Annotated in this window: 11 protein-coding genes and 6 tRNA genes; 12 read left to right on the top strand and 5 right to left on the bottom strand. The window is 65.7% G+C overall.

Annotated features, from left to right (window positions below; all coding sequences use genetic code 11):
- Nucleotides 1-26: 26 nt before the first annotated feature.
- The 4 genes from ppk1 to QE395_RS14270 all read right to left on the bottom strand — a co-directional run bounded on the left by ppk1 (nucleotide 27) and on the right by QE395_RS14270 (nucleotide 5906).
- Entirely contained in the window at nucleotides 27-2108 is a 2082-nt protein-coding gene (ppk1, locus tag QE395_RS14285; protein ID WP_068849557.1) for a polyphosphate kinase 1, read from the bottom strand.
- Complete coding sequence (gene phoR, locus QE395_RS14280; protein ID WP_068849559.1) at nucleotides 2105-3445, bottom strand: phosphate regulon sensor histidine kinase PhoR; 1341 nt, start codon at nucleotides 3443-3445, stop codon at nucleotides 2105-2107. The genes ppk1 and phoR overlap by 4 nt, the downstream gene beginning before the upstream one ends.
- 18 nt (nucleotides 3446-3463) lie before the next feature.
- Nucleotides 3464-4153: a phosphate regulon transcriptional regulator PhoB gene (phoB, locus tag QE395_RS14275; RefSeq protein ID WP_068849561.1), complete on the bottom strand. Its 690-nt coding sequence runs from the start codon at nucleotides 4151-4153 to the stop codon at nucleotides 3464-3466.
- 112 nt (nucleotides 4154-4265) lie between these two features.
- Nucleotides 4266-5906, bottom strand: coding sequence for a M48 family metalloprotease (locus QE395_RS14270; protein ID WP_095364538.1), 1641 nt, complete (start codon nucleotides 5904-5906; stop codon nucleotides 4266-4268).
- 107 nt (nucleotides 5907-6013) lie between these two features.
- Here QE395_RS14270 and grxC point away from each other — a divergent pair, with 107 nt between their 5' ends.
- The 3 genes from grxC to QE395_RS14255 all read left to right on the top strand — a co-directional run bounded on the left by grxC (nucleotide 6014) and on the right by QE395_RS14255 (nucleotide 7897).
- Entirely contained in the window at nucleotides 6014-6310 is a 297-nt protein-coding gene (gene grxC, locus QE395_RS14265) for a glutaredoxin 3 (protein ID WP_068849564.1), read from the top strand.
- Nucleotides 6307-6699, top strand: a complete 393-nt coding sequence (locus QE395_RS14260; protein WP_095364540.1) for a carboxymuconolactone decarboxylase family protein — start codon at nucleotides 6307-6309, stop codon at nucleotides 6697-6699. The genes grxC and QE395_RS14260 overlap by 4 nt, the downstream gene beginning before the upstream one ends.
- Nucleotides 6700-6889: 190 nt before the next feature.
- On the top strand, nucleotides 6890-7897 hold the full coding sequence (locus QE395_RS14255; protein ID WP_068849569.1) for an isocitrate dehydrogenase: 1008 nt from the start codon (nucleotides 6890-6892) through the stop codon (nucleotides 7895-7897).
- Nucleotides 7898-8068: 171 nt separating this feature from the next.
- Here the strand turns inward: QE395_RS14255 and QE395_RS14250 are convergent, their stop codons facing one another.
- The gene (locus tag QE395_RS14250) at nucleotides 8069-8827 is read right to left on the bottom strand and encodes a Bax inhibitor-1/YccA family protein (protein ID WP_068849571.1); all 759 of its coding nucleotides are present in this window, start codon (nucleotides 8825-8827) and stop codon (nucleotides 8069-8071) included.
- 162 nt (nucleotides 8828-8989) lie between these two features.
- On the opposite strand from QE395_RS14250, the gene QE395_RS14245 reads away from it, so the two are divergent.
- The 9 genes from QE395_RS14245 to clpX all read left to right on the top strand — a co-directional run bounded on the left by QE395_RS14245 (nucleotide 8990) and on the right by clpX (nucleotide 13531).
- Nucleotides 8990-9066: transfer RNA gene (locus QE395_RS14245), tRNA-Pro, on the top strand.
- Between the two features lie 46 nt (nucleotides 9067-9112).
- Nucleotides 9113-9189, top strand: a tRNA-Arg gene (locus QE395_RS14240).
- Between the two features lie 47 nt (nucleotides 9190-9236).
- A tRNA-His gene (locus QE395_RS14235) sits at nucleotides 9237-9313 on the top strand.
- Nucleotides 9314-9397: 84 nt separating this feature from the next.
- Nucleotides 9398-9473 (top strand) — tRNA-Lys (locus QE395_RS14230).
- A 179-nt stretch (nucleotides 9474-9652) separates the two neighbouring features.
- Nucleotides 9653-9728: transfer RNA gene (locus tag QE395_RS14225), tRNA-Lys, on the top strand.
- Nucleotides 9729-9852: 124 nt separating this feature from the next.
- A tRNA-Leu gene (locus QE395_RS14220) sits at nucleotides 9853-9937 on the top strand.
- 191 nt (nucleotides 9938-10128) lie between these two features.
- A complete protein-coding gene (gene tig, locus QE395_RS14215; protein ID WP_068849573.1) occupies nucleotides 10129-11424 on the top strand; it encodes a trigger factor in 1296 nt (431 codons plus the stop codon).
- Nucleotides 11425-11489: 65 nt separating this feature from the next.
- Nucleotides 11490-12116: an ATP-dependent Clp endopeptidase proteolytic subunit ClpP gene (gene clpP / locus QE395_RS14210; RefSeq protein ID WP_038690153.1), complete on the top strand. Its 627-nt coding sequence runs from the start codon at nucleotides 11490-11492 to the stop codon at nucleotides 12114-12116.
- A gap of 125 nt (nucleotides 12117-12241) precedes the next feature.
- The gene (gene clpX / locus QE395_RS14205) at nucleotides 12242-13531 is read left to right on the top strand and encodes an ATP-dependent Clp protease ATP-binding subunit ClpX (protein ID WP_068849575.1); all 1290 of its coding nucleotides are present in this window, start codon (nucleotides 12242-12244) and stop codon (nucleotides 13529-13531) included.
- Nucleotides 13532-13655 lie beyond the last annotated feature (124 nt).

The raw sequence follows: 13655 nt of genomic DNA, 5'->3' as shown, positions 1-13655 counted from the left end.
ATCTACCCGGGTTGTAGATCTTCGATCTACAACCCTTGCATCAACGCCATCTGCGCCGAGTGCGGGGGCTGGTCGGGGCCGGGGCTGCATTTGCGGTACTCGCCGTCGGCGTGCAGTTCCCAGGCATTGAGGTTGTCGTCCAGGTAGTTCTGCAGCACGTCGCGGTAGACCTTGCGGGCCAGCTCCGGGTCCAGGATCGGGAAGCAGGTCTCCACACGGCGCAGCAGGTTGCGCTCCAGCCAGTCGGCGCTGGCGCAGTACAGCTCGGACGCGCCGTCGTTGCCGAACCAGTAGACGCGGCTGTGTTCCAGGAAACGGCCCACGATGGAGCGCACCCGGATGTTGTCCGAGACCCCCGGTACGCCCGGGCGCAGCGTGCACGCCCCGCGCACGATCAGGTCGATCTGTACCCCGGCCTGCGATGCGGCATACAGCGCACGCACCACCTGCGGTTCGTTGAGGGCATTCATCTTGGCGATGATCCGCCCCGGGCGGCCGTTCTGGGCCAGGTGCATCTCGCGCTCGATCCGCTGCAGCAGCCCGTCGTGCAGGGTGAACGGCGACTGCAGCAGGCGCTTCAGGCGCGTGCGCGGGGCCAGCCCGGACAGCTGCTGGAACAGCAGGTGCACGTCGTTGCCGATATCGGCATCGGCGGTGATCAGGCTCAGGTCCGTGTACGCCCGCGCGGTGCCGCTGTGGTAGTTGCCGGTGCCCAGGTGCACGTAACGGCGCAGCTTGCGGCCTTCGCGGCGCACGATCAGCAGCATCTTGGCGTGGGTCTTGTAGCCCACCACGCCATACACCACCTGCACGCCGGCTTCCTGCAGGCGGTCGGCCAGGCCCAGGTTGGCTTCCTCGTCGAAGCGCGCGCGCAGCTCCACCACCACGGTAACGTCCTTGCCGTTGCGTGCGGCCTGGATCAGCGCATCGACGATCAGCGAATCCTTGCCGGTGCGGTACAGCGTCTGCTTGATCGCCAGCACGTTCGGGTCCACCGCGGCCTGCTTGATCAGGTCCAGCACGGCGGTGAAGGCGTCGAAGGGGTGGTGCAGCAGCACGTCCTTGCGTGCCACCACCTCGAAGATGCCGTCGCTGTCGCGCAGCGTGCGCGGGCTCATCGGCGGGTATTTGAGTTCCGGTCGGGCCAGCAGGTCGTACAGCTGGATGACACGGTTGAGGTTGACCGGGCCGTCGATGCGGTACACCGCGTTCTCGGTCAGGCCGAAGTTCTGCAGCAGCGTACGCACGATGTCGCGCGGACAGTCCTGGGCGATTTCCAGCCGCACCGCCGGCCGGTAGCCGCGATCGACCAGCTCATCGCGCAGCGCCAGCGCCAGGTTCTCCACTTCTTCCTCGTCCACCACCAGCTCGGAATTGCGGGTCACCCGGAACTGGTAGGCACCCTGGACTTCCATGCCCGGGAACAGCTCGCCGACGAAGGTGGACAGCACCGAGGACAGGAACACGAAAGTCTGCGGGCCACCGAGGGTCTGCGGCAACTGGATGATGCGCGGCAGCGAGCGCGGCGCGCGCACGATGGCCAGGTGGCCGGCGCGGCCGAACGCATCGGTGCCCTTGAGCACCACCACGATGTTCAGTGATTTGTTGAGGATTTTCGGGAACGGGTGCGACGGATCCAGGCCCAGCGGCGACAGCACCGGCATGATCTCGTTGCGGAAGTAGGCGCGCAGCCAGCGCTTCTGGCGGTGGTTCCAGGAGTGCCGGCCCAGCACGTCGATGCCGGCCTCGTGCAACGCCGGGCGCAGCGTGTCGTTCCAGCAGCGGTACTGCTGGTCCACCAGCTCCGCGGCGCGGTCATGGATGGCGTTGAGGATGGCCTGCGGCGTCATGCCATCCGGTGCCGGCGGCAGGCCGAATTCCTGCGCGTGGCGCACCGCGGCGGCGCGGATCTCGAAGAACTCGTCCAGGTTGGTGCAGGAGATGCACATGAAGCGCAGCCGCTCCAGCACCGGTACCTGCGGGTCCATCGCCTGGGCCAGCACCCGGAAGTTGAAATCCAGCTGCGACAGCTCGCGGTTGATGTACAGGGCCGGGTCGCGCAGTGGATCGGTTTCGGCCGGCATGGCGATGGGAACGAGGGTGCTCATGCGGAGGAGTCTTCTGCAGAGGAAAGGGTGGCCACGTCCGTGCGCTCGCGCACGTGGTCGGCATCGAAGTGGCACGAGAACACGCTGCCCTTGCCGACCTCGCTCTGGATCTCCAGGCGCGCGTGGTGCAGGCCCAGGATGTGCTTGACGATCGACAGGCCCAGCCCGGTGCCACCGCTTTCGCGCGAGCGGCTGCTGGAAACGCGGTAGAAACGCTCGGTCAGGCGCGGCAGGTGGGTGGCGGGAATACCATAGCCGGTATCGCGTACCGCCAACACCACGCCGTGGCCTTCGCGGGCCAGCTCCACCTCGACCCGGCCGCCGGCCGGGGTGTAGCGCACCGCGTTGGTGACCAGATTGGAAAAGGCGCTGTGCAGTTCCTTGTTGGAGCCCTGCAGGTCCACCCCGGCGCTGTCGATCACGCTGATCTGGTGGCGGCCCTGGCTGTGCGCCTCGGCTTCGCGGCGCAGCGTGGCCAGCATCGGCGCCATCGCCACGGTTTCTTCTTCGGTGTGTTCCTGCGATTCCAGCCGCGACAGGGTCAGCAGGTCTTCGACCAGCTGGGCCATGCGCTGCGACTGCCTGCGCATTTCCTCCAGCATCGGCCCGGTGCCGGGGAAATCCTCCGGCTCCATCATGTCCAGGTAACCGTGCACCACCGTCAGCGGCGTGCGCAGCTCATGCGAGACGTTGGCCACGAAGTCGCGGCGCACCTGCTCCAGCCGCAGCAGCTTGCTCACATCGCGCGCGATCAGCAGCCAGTAGTCGGGCGAATAGGGAATCAGGCGCAGGTTGAGCCGGATCGCCGGATCGACCGGGGAGGGCACGTCCAGGATCGGTTCGGCGTTGCGGCCGCCGGCCAGCCAGTGCGCCAGCGGCATTGGCTGCAGGCGCGCGACCAGGGCCTCGCCCAGGTCACCGGGATGGTGCAGGCCGAGCAGCGTGGTGGCCGATTCGTTGAACCACTGCACGCGCTGGCTGTTGCGGTCCACCACCACCACCGCATCCGGCAACGCGGCGGCAGCCGCGCGGTAGCTGCGCAGCATGTCCAGCAGGCGCCGCTTGCGCGTGCGCATTTCCAGCTGGTTGCGGTACAGCAGCCGGTCCAGTTCGTTCCAGACCCCGTTGCCGCCGCTCATGTCCCAGCGCTGGCGCGCGGTGAGCCGGCGCAGCACCTTGCGCAGCCGCCAGTAGTGCCAGGCCAGCGCACCAATGGAGGCCAGTGCGATGCACATCCACACATGCCCGGTGGCGAGGCCCACCAGGCCGGCGGCAAGCAGCAGCACGGCGAGGGTGGCAAGGGTTTTCAACCAGGCGGAGCGGATGTGGCGCGGCATTGCGGTCCCAGGGAAAAATCAGGTCGAGGTCGAGAACCGGTAGCCTGCACCGCGCACGGTCTGCACCATGTTTTCAGCGCCGAACGGTTCCAGCGTCTTGCGCAGCCGGCGGATGTGCACATCGATGGTGCGCTCCTCCACATATACGCTGCCGCCCCACACATGGTCCAGCAACTGGGCACGGGTGTATACGCGCTCGGGGTGGGTCATGAAGAAGTGCAGCAGGCGGTACTCGGTCGGGCCGATCGGCACCGGCTGGTCGCCGGCGAACACCCGGTGCGCGGCACCGTCGATGCGGATGCTGCCCACCGCCACGCTGCCGTCCTCGTCGTCGTCGCGCGCCCGCCGCATCACGGCGCGGATGCGGGCCAGCAGTTCGCGGGCCGAGAACGGCTTCACCACGTAGTCATCCACCCCGGCTTCGAGCCCGCCGACGCGGTCGTTCTCTTCGCCGCGCGCGGTCAGCATGATGATCGGCACCTCGCGGGTGAGGGCCTCCTTGCGCCAACGCCGGGCCAGGTCCAGCCCGCTGGTGCCCGGCAACATCCAATCCAGCAGGATCAGGTCCGGTACGCGGTCGGCGATGGCCGTCTGCGCTTCGCGGGCGTCACCGGCGTGGATCGGGTCGTAATCACCCTTGCGCAGGGCAAAGGCGACCATTTCGCGGATCGCGGGTTCGTCATCGACGATCAGGATGCGTTTCTGCACGTGCCCACCGTATTGCTCATCAGACCGGGATTGAGCCCAGTAGACTACGGTTTCATGACATGTTTGTGACGGCCATGAGGGCATTGCCATCCCACGGTCATCCGGGCGCGGTTCAGCGCCGTTCCAGCTCCGGGTCGTTGATGCCCTGCCGGCGCATCTCCAGCACGGTGGGGGTGATGCTCTCGATCCGCGCATCCACCCGGGCCCGGCCCACGTAATCCAGCGCGGGCTGCTTCTTGAGCGCCTGCAGCTGCATCAACGCCTGCTCCGGCCGCCCGTTCAGGAACGCGGCCTCGGCGTAGGCCTCGCTGGCGCGCAGGGTGTCGCCGGCGAGCTCGCTGGCGCGGGCATAGCGCTGCTGGAACACCGGATCATTGCCGCTTTGCGATAGCAGCGGGCGCAGCATCGCCTGCGCGCGCTGGCCGGCTTCGCGCCCGCCCTGTTCGTTCAGGATCTCGGCGTAGGTGAGCGCCACCGGGCGGCTGCCGGGGTGCTGGCGCAGCAGCGCGTCGAAGCGGGCGTTGGCCTGGGCCGGCTGGCCCGAGCGCGACTCGGACTCGGCCAGCGCCAGTGCCACCCACAGGTTGTCCGGGTGATCCTTGAGCAGTTCGGTGAGGTCGCGCCGGGCCTCGGCCGCGCCGCTGTTGCGCAGGCGCGCCAGGGCCAGCCCATAGCGCTGGGCGTCGTTGAGGCCGCTCTTCTGCGCGCGCTGCAGGTTCTGGTACTCGGTGGCCAGCTCGCCCGGGGTATCGGCGCTGAGCACGCGCAGGCGCTCGCGCGCCCACTCGAACTGGCCAGTGCCGCCCCGGCTCAGCGAATTCACCGAGATCTGCATCGAGGAAGGCAGCAGCGGGTTGGTGCGCCGGACCAGCGGGTCGGACAGCGCCGGGTCGGCCGGGTCCACCCGTTCCTGGCGCACCCCGCCGGGCACTTCGGTGGTGAGCAGCACCGTGTCCTTCTTCATCTGCTCGGCGCGGGCCTTGGCTTCGCTGATGCGGGTGGTGTTGACCGGGTGGGTCTGCAGGAAATCCGGTACCGAATAGCCGCCGGCATTGCCGCGCATCGAGGCGGACATGCGTTCGAAGAAGCCGGCCATCGCATCCACGTCGTAGCCGCTGCGGGCCAGGGTGCGGATGCCCAGGCGGTCGGCCTCCGATTCATTGCTGCGGGTGTAGTTGATCTGGCGCTGCTGCATCAGCCCCATGCCGGAGGTGATCGCGGCCATGGTGGCATCGCCGGAGGAGTTGCCGCCAGCCTGCTGCGCGGCCACCACCGCCGCCAGCATGCCCAGCAGGATCGGGATCTGGTCGCGCTGGGCCCGTTCCACCCCGCGCAGCACGTGCTGCTGGGTGACGTGGGCGATTTCGTGGGACAGCACCGCGGCCACCTCGTCCTCACGCTCGGCGGTCAGCACCAGCCCGGCGTTGACCCCCACGTAGCCGCCCAGGGTGGCGAAGGCGTTGATCTGCCGGTCCCGGAGCATGAAGAACGTATAGGACTGGCGCGGCTGGGCGCTGTTGGAGCCCAGCCGGGCACCCATGGTCTGCAGCCAGTCGTCCACCAGCGGGTCATCCAGCAGGAAGCCGTAGTTGCGCAGCTCGCGCAGCATCATCCCGCCGTACTCGGCCTGGCGCGCCGGGGTCAGCAGTTCACCGGCCGACGAGCCGATGTCCGGCAGCTTGCTGTCCTGGGCCGACGCCAAGGGGGCGGCCAAGGCCAGGGTCAACGCGGCAGAGAGCAGCAAAGGGCGCAAACAGGAACTCCTGGGGCTGCGGGTGATCCGCAGTGTTGCGGTGATGACATGGAAAATCCAGCGCAGGGCTACCATATACAGACACTCGTTCTGCCGTGGAGTTTCCCGTGAGCCAAGATGTCGCTTCCAACCCGGGTGGGACGCCGCCCATCACCATCTATTCGACTGCCGTCTGTCCGTACTGCGTGGCGGCCAAGAACTTCCTGAAGAGCAAGGGCCAGAGCTGGACCGAGGTCCGCATTGACCTGGACCCGGTCGAGCGCGAGAAGATGATGGCCAAGACCCGCCGCACCAGCGTGCCGCAGATCTTCGTCGGTGAGGTCCATGTGGGCGGGTACGACGACATGATGGCCCTGCACCGCGAAGGAAAGCTTGAGCCGCTGCTGAACGGGGAAGGGGCATGAGCGCTGCGGACGACGGCAGCAAGGACCGGATCGCCGAGTTCACCGAGTTCCGCCAGCGCATGAACCAGCGCATCCTGGGTGAGCCCAATCAGGTGGTGCGGCGCTTCTTCGCGCTCGACACCCAGACCTACCAGGCCGGCGCACTGGATGTGAAGACCAAGGAGCTGCTGGGCCTGGTCGCCTCGATGGTGCTGCGCTGCGACGACTGCATCAGCTACCACGTGGCCCAGTGCAAGGACGCCGGGGTGACCCGCGAGGAGTTCTTCGAGACCTTCTCGGTCGGTTTGGTGGTGGGCGGTTCGATCGTGATCCCGCATCTGCGCCGGGCCGTGGACTTTCTGGACCAGCTGGAAGGCGGCGCTGCGGCCCCGACCGTCCACGAGCATTGATGCATGACGCCGCCCGACCAACGGTCGGGCGCTACCCGGGTGCACCGTGGGCCGGCCAACGGCCGGCGCTACCTTGGTCTATTTGGGGTCCGGGGGCTGGCTGGGGCATAATTGCGGGTGAAACTTCCCTTGCGCCGACGCTCCGGACCCCGGACCCACGGCGCTCCCCCTCGGTTCGGAAACAGATCAAATGACGCAGAAAATCACGGTCATCCGCGGTGACGGCATCGGCCCGGAGATCATGGACGCCACCCTGTTCGTGCTCGGCAAGCTGGACACCGGCTTTGAGTACGAAGATGCCGACGCTGGCCTGGTCGCGCTGGAAAAACACGGCGACCTGATGCCGGCCTCCACCCTGGAATCGATCGCACGCAACAAGATCGCCCTGAAGAGCCCGCTGACCACGCCGGTCGGTGGTGGCTTCACCTCGATCAACGTCAGCCTGCGTCGCCACTTCGACCTGTACGCCAACGTGCGTCCAGCGGTGTCGTTCCCGAACACCAAGTCGCGCTTCGGAGACGGCGTGGACCTGGTCACCGTGCGTGAGAACACCGAAGGCGCCTACCTGGCCGAAGGCCAGGAAGTGTCGGCCGACGGTGAAACCGCGTTCTCCGGCACCCGCATCACCCGCAAGGGCTCCGAGCGCATCGTGCGCTACGCCTTCGAGCTGGCCCGCAGCACCGGCCGCAAGAAGGTCACCGCCGTGCACAAGGCCAACATCATCAAGTCGACCTCGGGCCTGTTCCTGGCCGTGGCGCGCGAAGTGGCGGCCAAGTACCCGGACATCGAGTTCCAGGAAATGATCGTCGACAACTGCTGCATGCAGCTGGTGATGCGTCCGGAGCAGTTCGACGTGATCGTCACCACCAACCTGTTCGGCGACATCATCTCCGACCTGTGCGCCGGCCTCGTCGGCGGCCTGGGCCTGGCCCCGGGTGCCAACATCGGTGAGAACGCGGCGATCTTCGAAGCCGTGCACGGCACCGCCCCGGACATCGCCGGCCAGGGCAAGGCCAATCCGTGCGCGCTGCTGCTGGCGGCCGCGCAGATGCTGGACCATGTCGGCCAGACTGAAAACGCCGAGCGCCTGCGCAAGGCCATCGTGGCCACGCTGGAAGCCAAGGACTCGCTGACCGGCGACCTCGGCGGCACCGGCAACACCATGGGCTTCGCCCAGGCCATCGCCAGCCGCCTGTAACCGGGCGCTGTAGAGCCGACTGTCAGTCGGCTGCTCCACAGGTAGAGCCGACTGTCAGTCGGCTGCTCCAAAAAAAAAGGGCACCCCATCGGGTGCCCTTTTTCGTTGCGTTTACGCGCGGTCGAACAGCAGCCGACTAACAGTCGGCTCTACCCGCGTTGATGCTACGCCTCAACGTTGCTGCAACTTCGACAGCAGCCGCAGGAATTCCACATACAGCCACACCAGGGTGACCATCAGCCCGAACGCGCCGTACCACTCCATGTACTTCGGTGCGCGCGCGGCGGCGCCGGTTTCGATGAAGTCGAAGTCCAGCACCAGGTTCAGCGCGGCCACCACCACCACGAACAGGCTGAAGGCGATGCCGAGCCAGCTGGCTTCATGGATCACCGGCACGTTGATGTTGAAGAAGCTGAGCACGAACGAGGCCAGGTACAGCAGCGCGATGCCGCCAGTGGCTGCCACCACGCCCAGCTTGAAGTTCTCGGTGACCTTGATCAGGCCGCTGCGGTAGGCCGCCAGCAGGGCGAACAGGGTGCCGAAGGTGAGCAGCACGGCCTGGAACACGATGCCCGGGAAGCGCGCTTCGAACACCGCCGAGATCGCGCCCAGGAAGAAGCCTTCCACCAGTGCGTACATCGGCGCGGTGACCGGCGACCATTCCTTCTTGAACACCGTCACCAGGGCCAGGACCAGCCCGCCGATGGCGCCGCCGATGGCATAGATCATCGCGCCCGGGGCGATCTGGCCGTCGGCGCCGATGGTCTGGCTCCAGGCGAAGGCAGCAGTGAGCACGGTCAGCAACAGCAGGATGCCGGTCTTGTTGACCGTGCCGTTGATGGTCATCACCTGGTCGGGCGAGGTCACCACCGAGCCGCTGGCCAGGTCGAGGAACGTCGACTCCGAAAGTGCGGGATTGCCGCTGCGCATTGCCAATCTCCTTGAAGGGTAGGGGTAGGGCCGTCCGGCCGCTGCAGAAAGCATAGCGCCCGATCACGAATGTGAAAAACCTTGTGAAAACCGTTGACAGATGCCTCGCCGATTCCCACAATAGCCGACTCTTTCGGGGGGAACCTCGAGGGATCAAACCACCGGGGTATAGCGCAGTCTGGTAGCGCGCCTGCTTTGGGAGCAGGATGTCGGGGGTTCGAATCCCTCTACCCCGACCACATCCCGCTGCTCAAAACGGGATGGGAATGCGACAATCCGGTCCGGGCGCCCGTAGCTCAACTGGATAGAGCACCGGCCTTCTAAGCCGGCGGTTACAGGTTCGATTCCTGTCGGGCGCACCATCGGTGCAAGCGTCAGGATGTTTCAAACGAATAAACAGGTTTCAGTGGTGGCTGTAGCTCAGTTGGTTAGAGTACCGGATTGTGATTCCGGTGGTCGGGGGTTCGAATCCCCTCAGCCACCCCACTGATTTGAAGGACCCGTTTCACCGGAAGTGAATCGGGGTTGCAAAAAAAGGCGCAAACGCTACACTATGCGCCTGGGATTTCAGGGCTGTTAGCTCAGTTGGTAGAGCAGTTGACTCTTAATCAATAGGTCCAAGGTTCGAATCCTTGACAGCCCACCAAGACAAAAGCCATCCGGTCCGCCGGGTGGCTTTTTTCTTGCCTGCGATCCTGTATCGCGCGGACACGCATGGCGTGTCCCTACGCGGTGCCCGCTCCCGTCGTCCGCGTCTGAACCATGTCCGCAGAAACCCCTTGCAACCCCGTGCGGCATTGCGTCATAATTCGCCTCCCGATTTTCGGGCTGTTAGCTCAGTTGGTAGAGCAGTTGACTCTTAATCAATAGGTCCAAGGTTCGAATCCTTGACAGCCCACCAAGACGAAAGCCATCCGGTCCGCCGGGTGGCTTTTTTCTTGCGCGCGATCCGGTATCGCGCGAACACGCATGGCGTGTCCCTACCGGCGACCTGCATCCGGTCTTCACGTACAATGCGCACCAGCGCGAAAGTGGCGGAATTGGTAGACGCCCTGGATTTAGGTTCCAGTGCCGCAAGGCGTGGGGGTTCGAGTCCCCCCTTTCGCACCAGCTGACAGGGCAGGGGACTCCCCTGAACACGCCCCGGAATGACGTTCCCGGCACCCTGCTGGCGGCGCTGGCCGTTATCGGCCAAACTACAGGGCTGCGGCGGGCAGGCGCGTCCACGACCCCGCGTTCTCAACCCGTTTCATCCAATCACATCGTGCCGGGGGCGTCGCCACCGGTTGGCAGGAGTCAACATGCAAGCTTCGATCGAATCCACCGGCAATCTGGAACGCCGCCTGACCTTCTCGCTGCCGGAAGACCGCCTGCAGACCCACATCAGCGGCCGCCTGGGCGAAATCGCCCGCACCGCGCGCATCAAGGGCTTCCGCCCGGGCAAGGTGCCGGCCAAGGTGATCGAGCAGCGCTTCGGCCAGCAGGTTCGCAGCGAAGCCGTTGACGGCCTGCTGCGTGAGACCTTCGATGCCGCCATCCGCGAGCACGAACTGCGCATTGCCGGCGCGCCGCGCATCGACAAGGGCGACGCAGGTGAGTTCTCCTTCGTGGCCACCGTCGAGCTGGTGCCGGACTTCGGCGACGTCGACGTCAGCAAGCTGACCGTCGTGCGCCACACCGCCGAGATCAACGACGCCGACATCGACCAGATGATCACCAACCTGCGCGAACAGCGCCGCAGCTGGAGCCCGGTGGACCGTGGCGCCCAGGAGGGCGATCTGGTGGCGCTGGAAACCTGGTCGCAGGCCGGCGATGAGCGCCTGCCGGCCGAAGGCACCGAAAAGGGCAGCGTGGTGGTGGGCCAGGGCATGATGTTCGAGCAGATCGAACAGGGCCTGGTCGGCCTGGCCAAGGGTGAAGAAAAGACCCTGGACGTCGAGTTCCCGGCCGACTGGCGCGTGCCGGCGCTGGCTGGCAAGCAGGTCAAGGTCACCGTCAAGGCGGTGGACGTGTCCGCGCCGGTGCTGCCGGAGGTGGATGCCGAGTTCATCAAGAGCTTCGGCGTGAAGGGCGGCGACGTGGAGCAGTTCCGCAAGGACATCCGTGCCAACCTGGAGCGCGAGCTCAAGGGCGCCCTGATGAACCGCCTGCGCCGTGAAGTGGGCGAGCAGCTGATCGCCGCCTACGCCTCGGTCGAGATGCCGCCGCGCCTGGTCGACAACGAAGCCCGCGCCATGCTGGCCCAGCAGGTCGAGCAGATCCGCCGCAGCGGCCGCAACCCGGGCGAAATCCCGGCCGACGCCCATGAAGGCTTCAAGGACGCGGCCGCCAAGCGCGTGCTGGTCGGCCTGCTGGTCGGCGAAGTGGCCCGCCGCAACGACCTGCGCCTGGACCCCAAGCGCCTGAACGAAACCATGCGCCTGATCGCCTCGACCTATGAAGAGCCGGAGCAGGTCATTGAGATGTACCGCAACGACCCCCAGCTGATGAGTGGGCTGCAGAACCGCGTGATGGAAGAGCAGGTGATCGACTGGATCGCCGAGCGCGCCCAGCACACGGAAGAGCAGTTGTCGTTCCAGGACGCGATCCGCCAGTAAGCGGCCCGCGTTTTACGCCCCGCGCCCCGGCGCGGGGTCGTTCCCCCCAAAATAGGTGCCTCACAATGGACAACCGAACCACAGCCCTGAACATGGTTCCGATGGTGGTCGAACAGACCAGCCGCGGCGAGCGCGCCTATGACATCTATTCGCGCCTGTTGAAGGAGCGCCTGATCTTCCTCGTGGGCCCGATCGACGATCACATGGCCAACGTGGTGGTGGCGCAGCTGCTGTTCCTGGAAGCGGACAATCCGGAAAAGGACATCAGCATCTACATCAACTCGCCCGGTGGCGTGGTCACCGCCGGCATGGCGATCTACGACACCATGCAGTACATCAAGCCGGACGTGAGCACCATCTGCGTCGGCCAGGCCGCCTCGATGGGCGCGCTGCTGCTGGCTTCCGGCGCGGCCGGCAAGCGTTACGCGCTGCCGAATTCGCGCGTGATGATCCACCAGCCGCTGGGCGGTTTCCAGGGCCAGGCCACGGATATCGACATCCACGCCCGTGAGATCCTGACCCTGCGTTCGCGCCTGAACGAAGTGCTGGCCAAGCACACCGGCCAGTCGCTGGAGACCATCGCGCGCGACACCGAGCGCGACAACTTCAAGAGCGCGGCCGATGCGGTGGCTTACGGCCTGGTCGACCAGGTGCTCGAGCGCCGTCCGGAAGAGTCGATCACCCCGGCCTGATGTGCCGCCAGGCCGGGAAACCGGCCTGTTTCCGCAGGGTCGGGCTGGACTGGCGTCCTCCCGACCCTGTGCTATTCTCGAATCGAACCCCCGTTCAGCGGGTGGGGTAACTGGGTAAGCGAAGCATGAGCGAAGACCGCCAAGGTCGTTCCACGGAAACCGGCAAGATCCTCTACTGCTCCTTCTGCGGAAAGAGCCAGCACGAGGTGCGCAAGCTGATTGCTGGGCCGAGCGTGTTCATCTGCGATGAATGCGTGGAGCTGTGCAACGACATCATCCGTGAAGAGCTCGAGGAAAAGGCGCAGTCGGCGCGCAGTTCGCTGCCCAAGCCGCGCGAGATCCTCGAAGTCCTGGATCAGTACGTGATTGGCCAGAACCGGGCCAAGCGCACGCTGGCCGTGGCCGTGTACAACCATTACAAGCGCATCGAGAGCCGCCAGAAGAACGACGAAGTCGAACTGGCCAAGTCCAACATCCTGCTGGTCGGTCCGACCGGTTCGGGCAAGACCCTGCTGGCCGAAACCCTGGCCCGCCTGCTCAACGTGCCGTTCACCATGGCCGACGCCACCACGCTGACCGAAGCCGGTTACGTGGGCGAGGACGTGGAAAATATCATCCAGAAGCTGCTGCAGAAGTGCGATTACGACGTCGAAAAGGCGCAGCAGGGCATCGTCTACATCGATGAAATCGACAAGATCTCGCGCAAGAGCGAGAACCCGTCGATCACCCGTGACGTGTCCGGCGAAGGCGTGCAGCAGGCGCTGCTGAAGCTGATCGAAGGCACCGTGGCCAGCGTTCCGCCGCAGGGCGGTCGCAAGCACCCGCAGCAGGAATTCCTGCAGGTGGACACCAAGAACATCCTGTTCATCTGCGGCGGCGCGTTCGCCGGGCTGGACAAGGTGATCCAGGCCCGCTCCAACGATTCGGGCGGCATCGGGTTCGGTGCCAAGGTCAAGAGCTCCGAGCGCAAGCAGGAAGTGGGCAAGGTGCTGGCCGAAGTCGAGCCGGAAGACCTGATCAAGTTCGGCCTGATCCCGGAATTCGTCGGCCGCCTGCCGGTCGTGGCGACCTTGGAAGAGCTGGACGAAGCGGCCCTGGTCAGGATCCTGACCGAGCCGAAGAACGCCATCACCAAGCAGTTCAAGAAGCTGTTCGAGATGGAGCACGTGGAGCTGGAGTTCCGGCCAGACGCCCTGTCGGCCATTGCCCGCAAGGCGCTCAAGCGCAAGACCGGTGCCCGCGGCCTGCGTACCATCGTCGAATCGGTCCTGCTGGACACCATGTACGACCTGCCTTCGGCAGAAAACGTCAGCAAGGTGGTGGTGGACGAATCGGTGATCGAACACAAGTCCGAGCCCTACCTGATCTACCAGACTCCGCCGGCTCCTGAACAGAAGGCCGCTGGCGCTGAATAATCCATCAAGCATTTGAATTGATGGGATTTTTTCAGAGCATCTTGCATCTGGACGCCGATGGCCCCATAACGGGGCCATCGGCTTTTTTGTATCCGGGTGACGCTGCCCGGAGGCCATCCCCACT

The sequence above is a fragment of the Stenotrophomonas sp. SORGH_AS_0282 genome, assembly GCF_030818125.1.
GTDB lineage: Bacteria > Pseudomonadota > Gammaproteobacteria > Xanthomonadales > Xanthomonadaceae > Stenotrophomonas > Stenotrophomonas rhizophila_A.
Note: the sequence above shows the minus strand (reverse complement) of the source record. Positions and strands in the feature narration are given on the sequence as shown.

Coding starts and splice junctions, on each gene's coding strand:
- QE395_RS14250 (WP_068849571.1), bottom strand. CDS start 8,827: ATGCGCAGCGGCAATCCCGCACTTTCGGAGTCGACGTTCCTCGACCTG.
- tig (WP_068849573.1), top strand. CDS start 10,129: ATGCAAGCTTCGATCGAATCCACCGGCAATCTGGAACGCCGCCTGACC.
- ppk1 (WP_068849557.1), bottom strand. CDS start 2,108: ATGAGCACCCTCGTTCCCATCGCCATGCCGGCCGAAACCGATCCACTG.
- clpP (WP_038690153.1), top strand. CDS start 11,490: ATGGACAACCGAACCACAGCCCTGAACATGGTTCCGATGGTGGTCGAA.
- phoR (WP_068849559.1), bottom strand. CDS start 3,445: ATGCCGCGCCACATCCGCTCCGCCTGGTTGAAAACCCTTGCCACCCTC.
- QE395_RS14260 (WP_095364540.1), top strand. CDS start 6,307: ATGAGCGCTGCGGACGACGGCAGCAAGGACCGGATCGCCGAGTTCACC.
- clpX (WP_068849575.1), top strand. CDS start 12,242: ATGAGCGAAGACCGCCAAGGTCGTTCCACGGAAACCGGCAAGATCCTC.
- QE395_RS14255 (WP_068849569.1), top strand. CDS start 6,890: ATGACGCAGAAAATCACGGTCATCCGCGGTGACGGCATCGGCCCGGAG.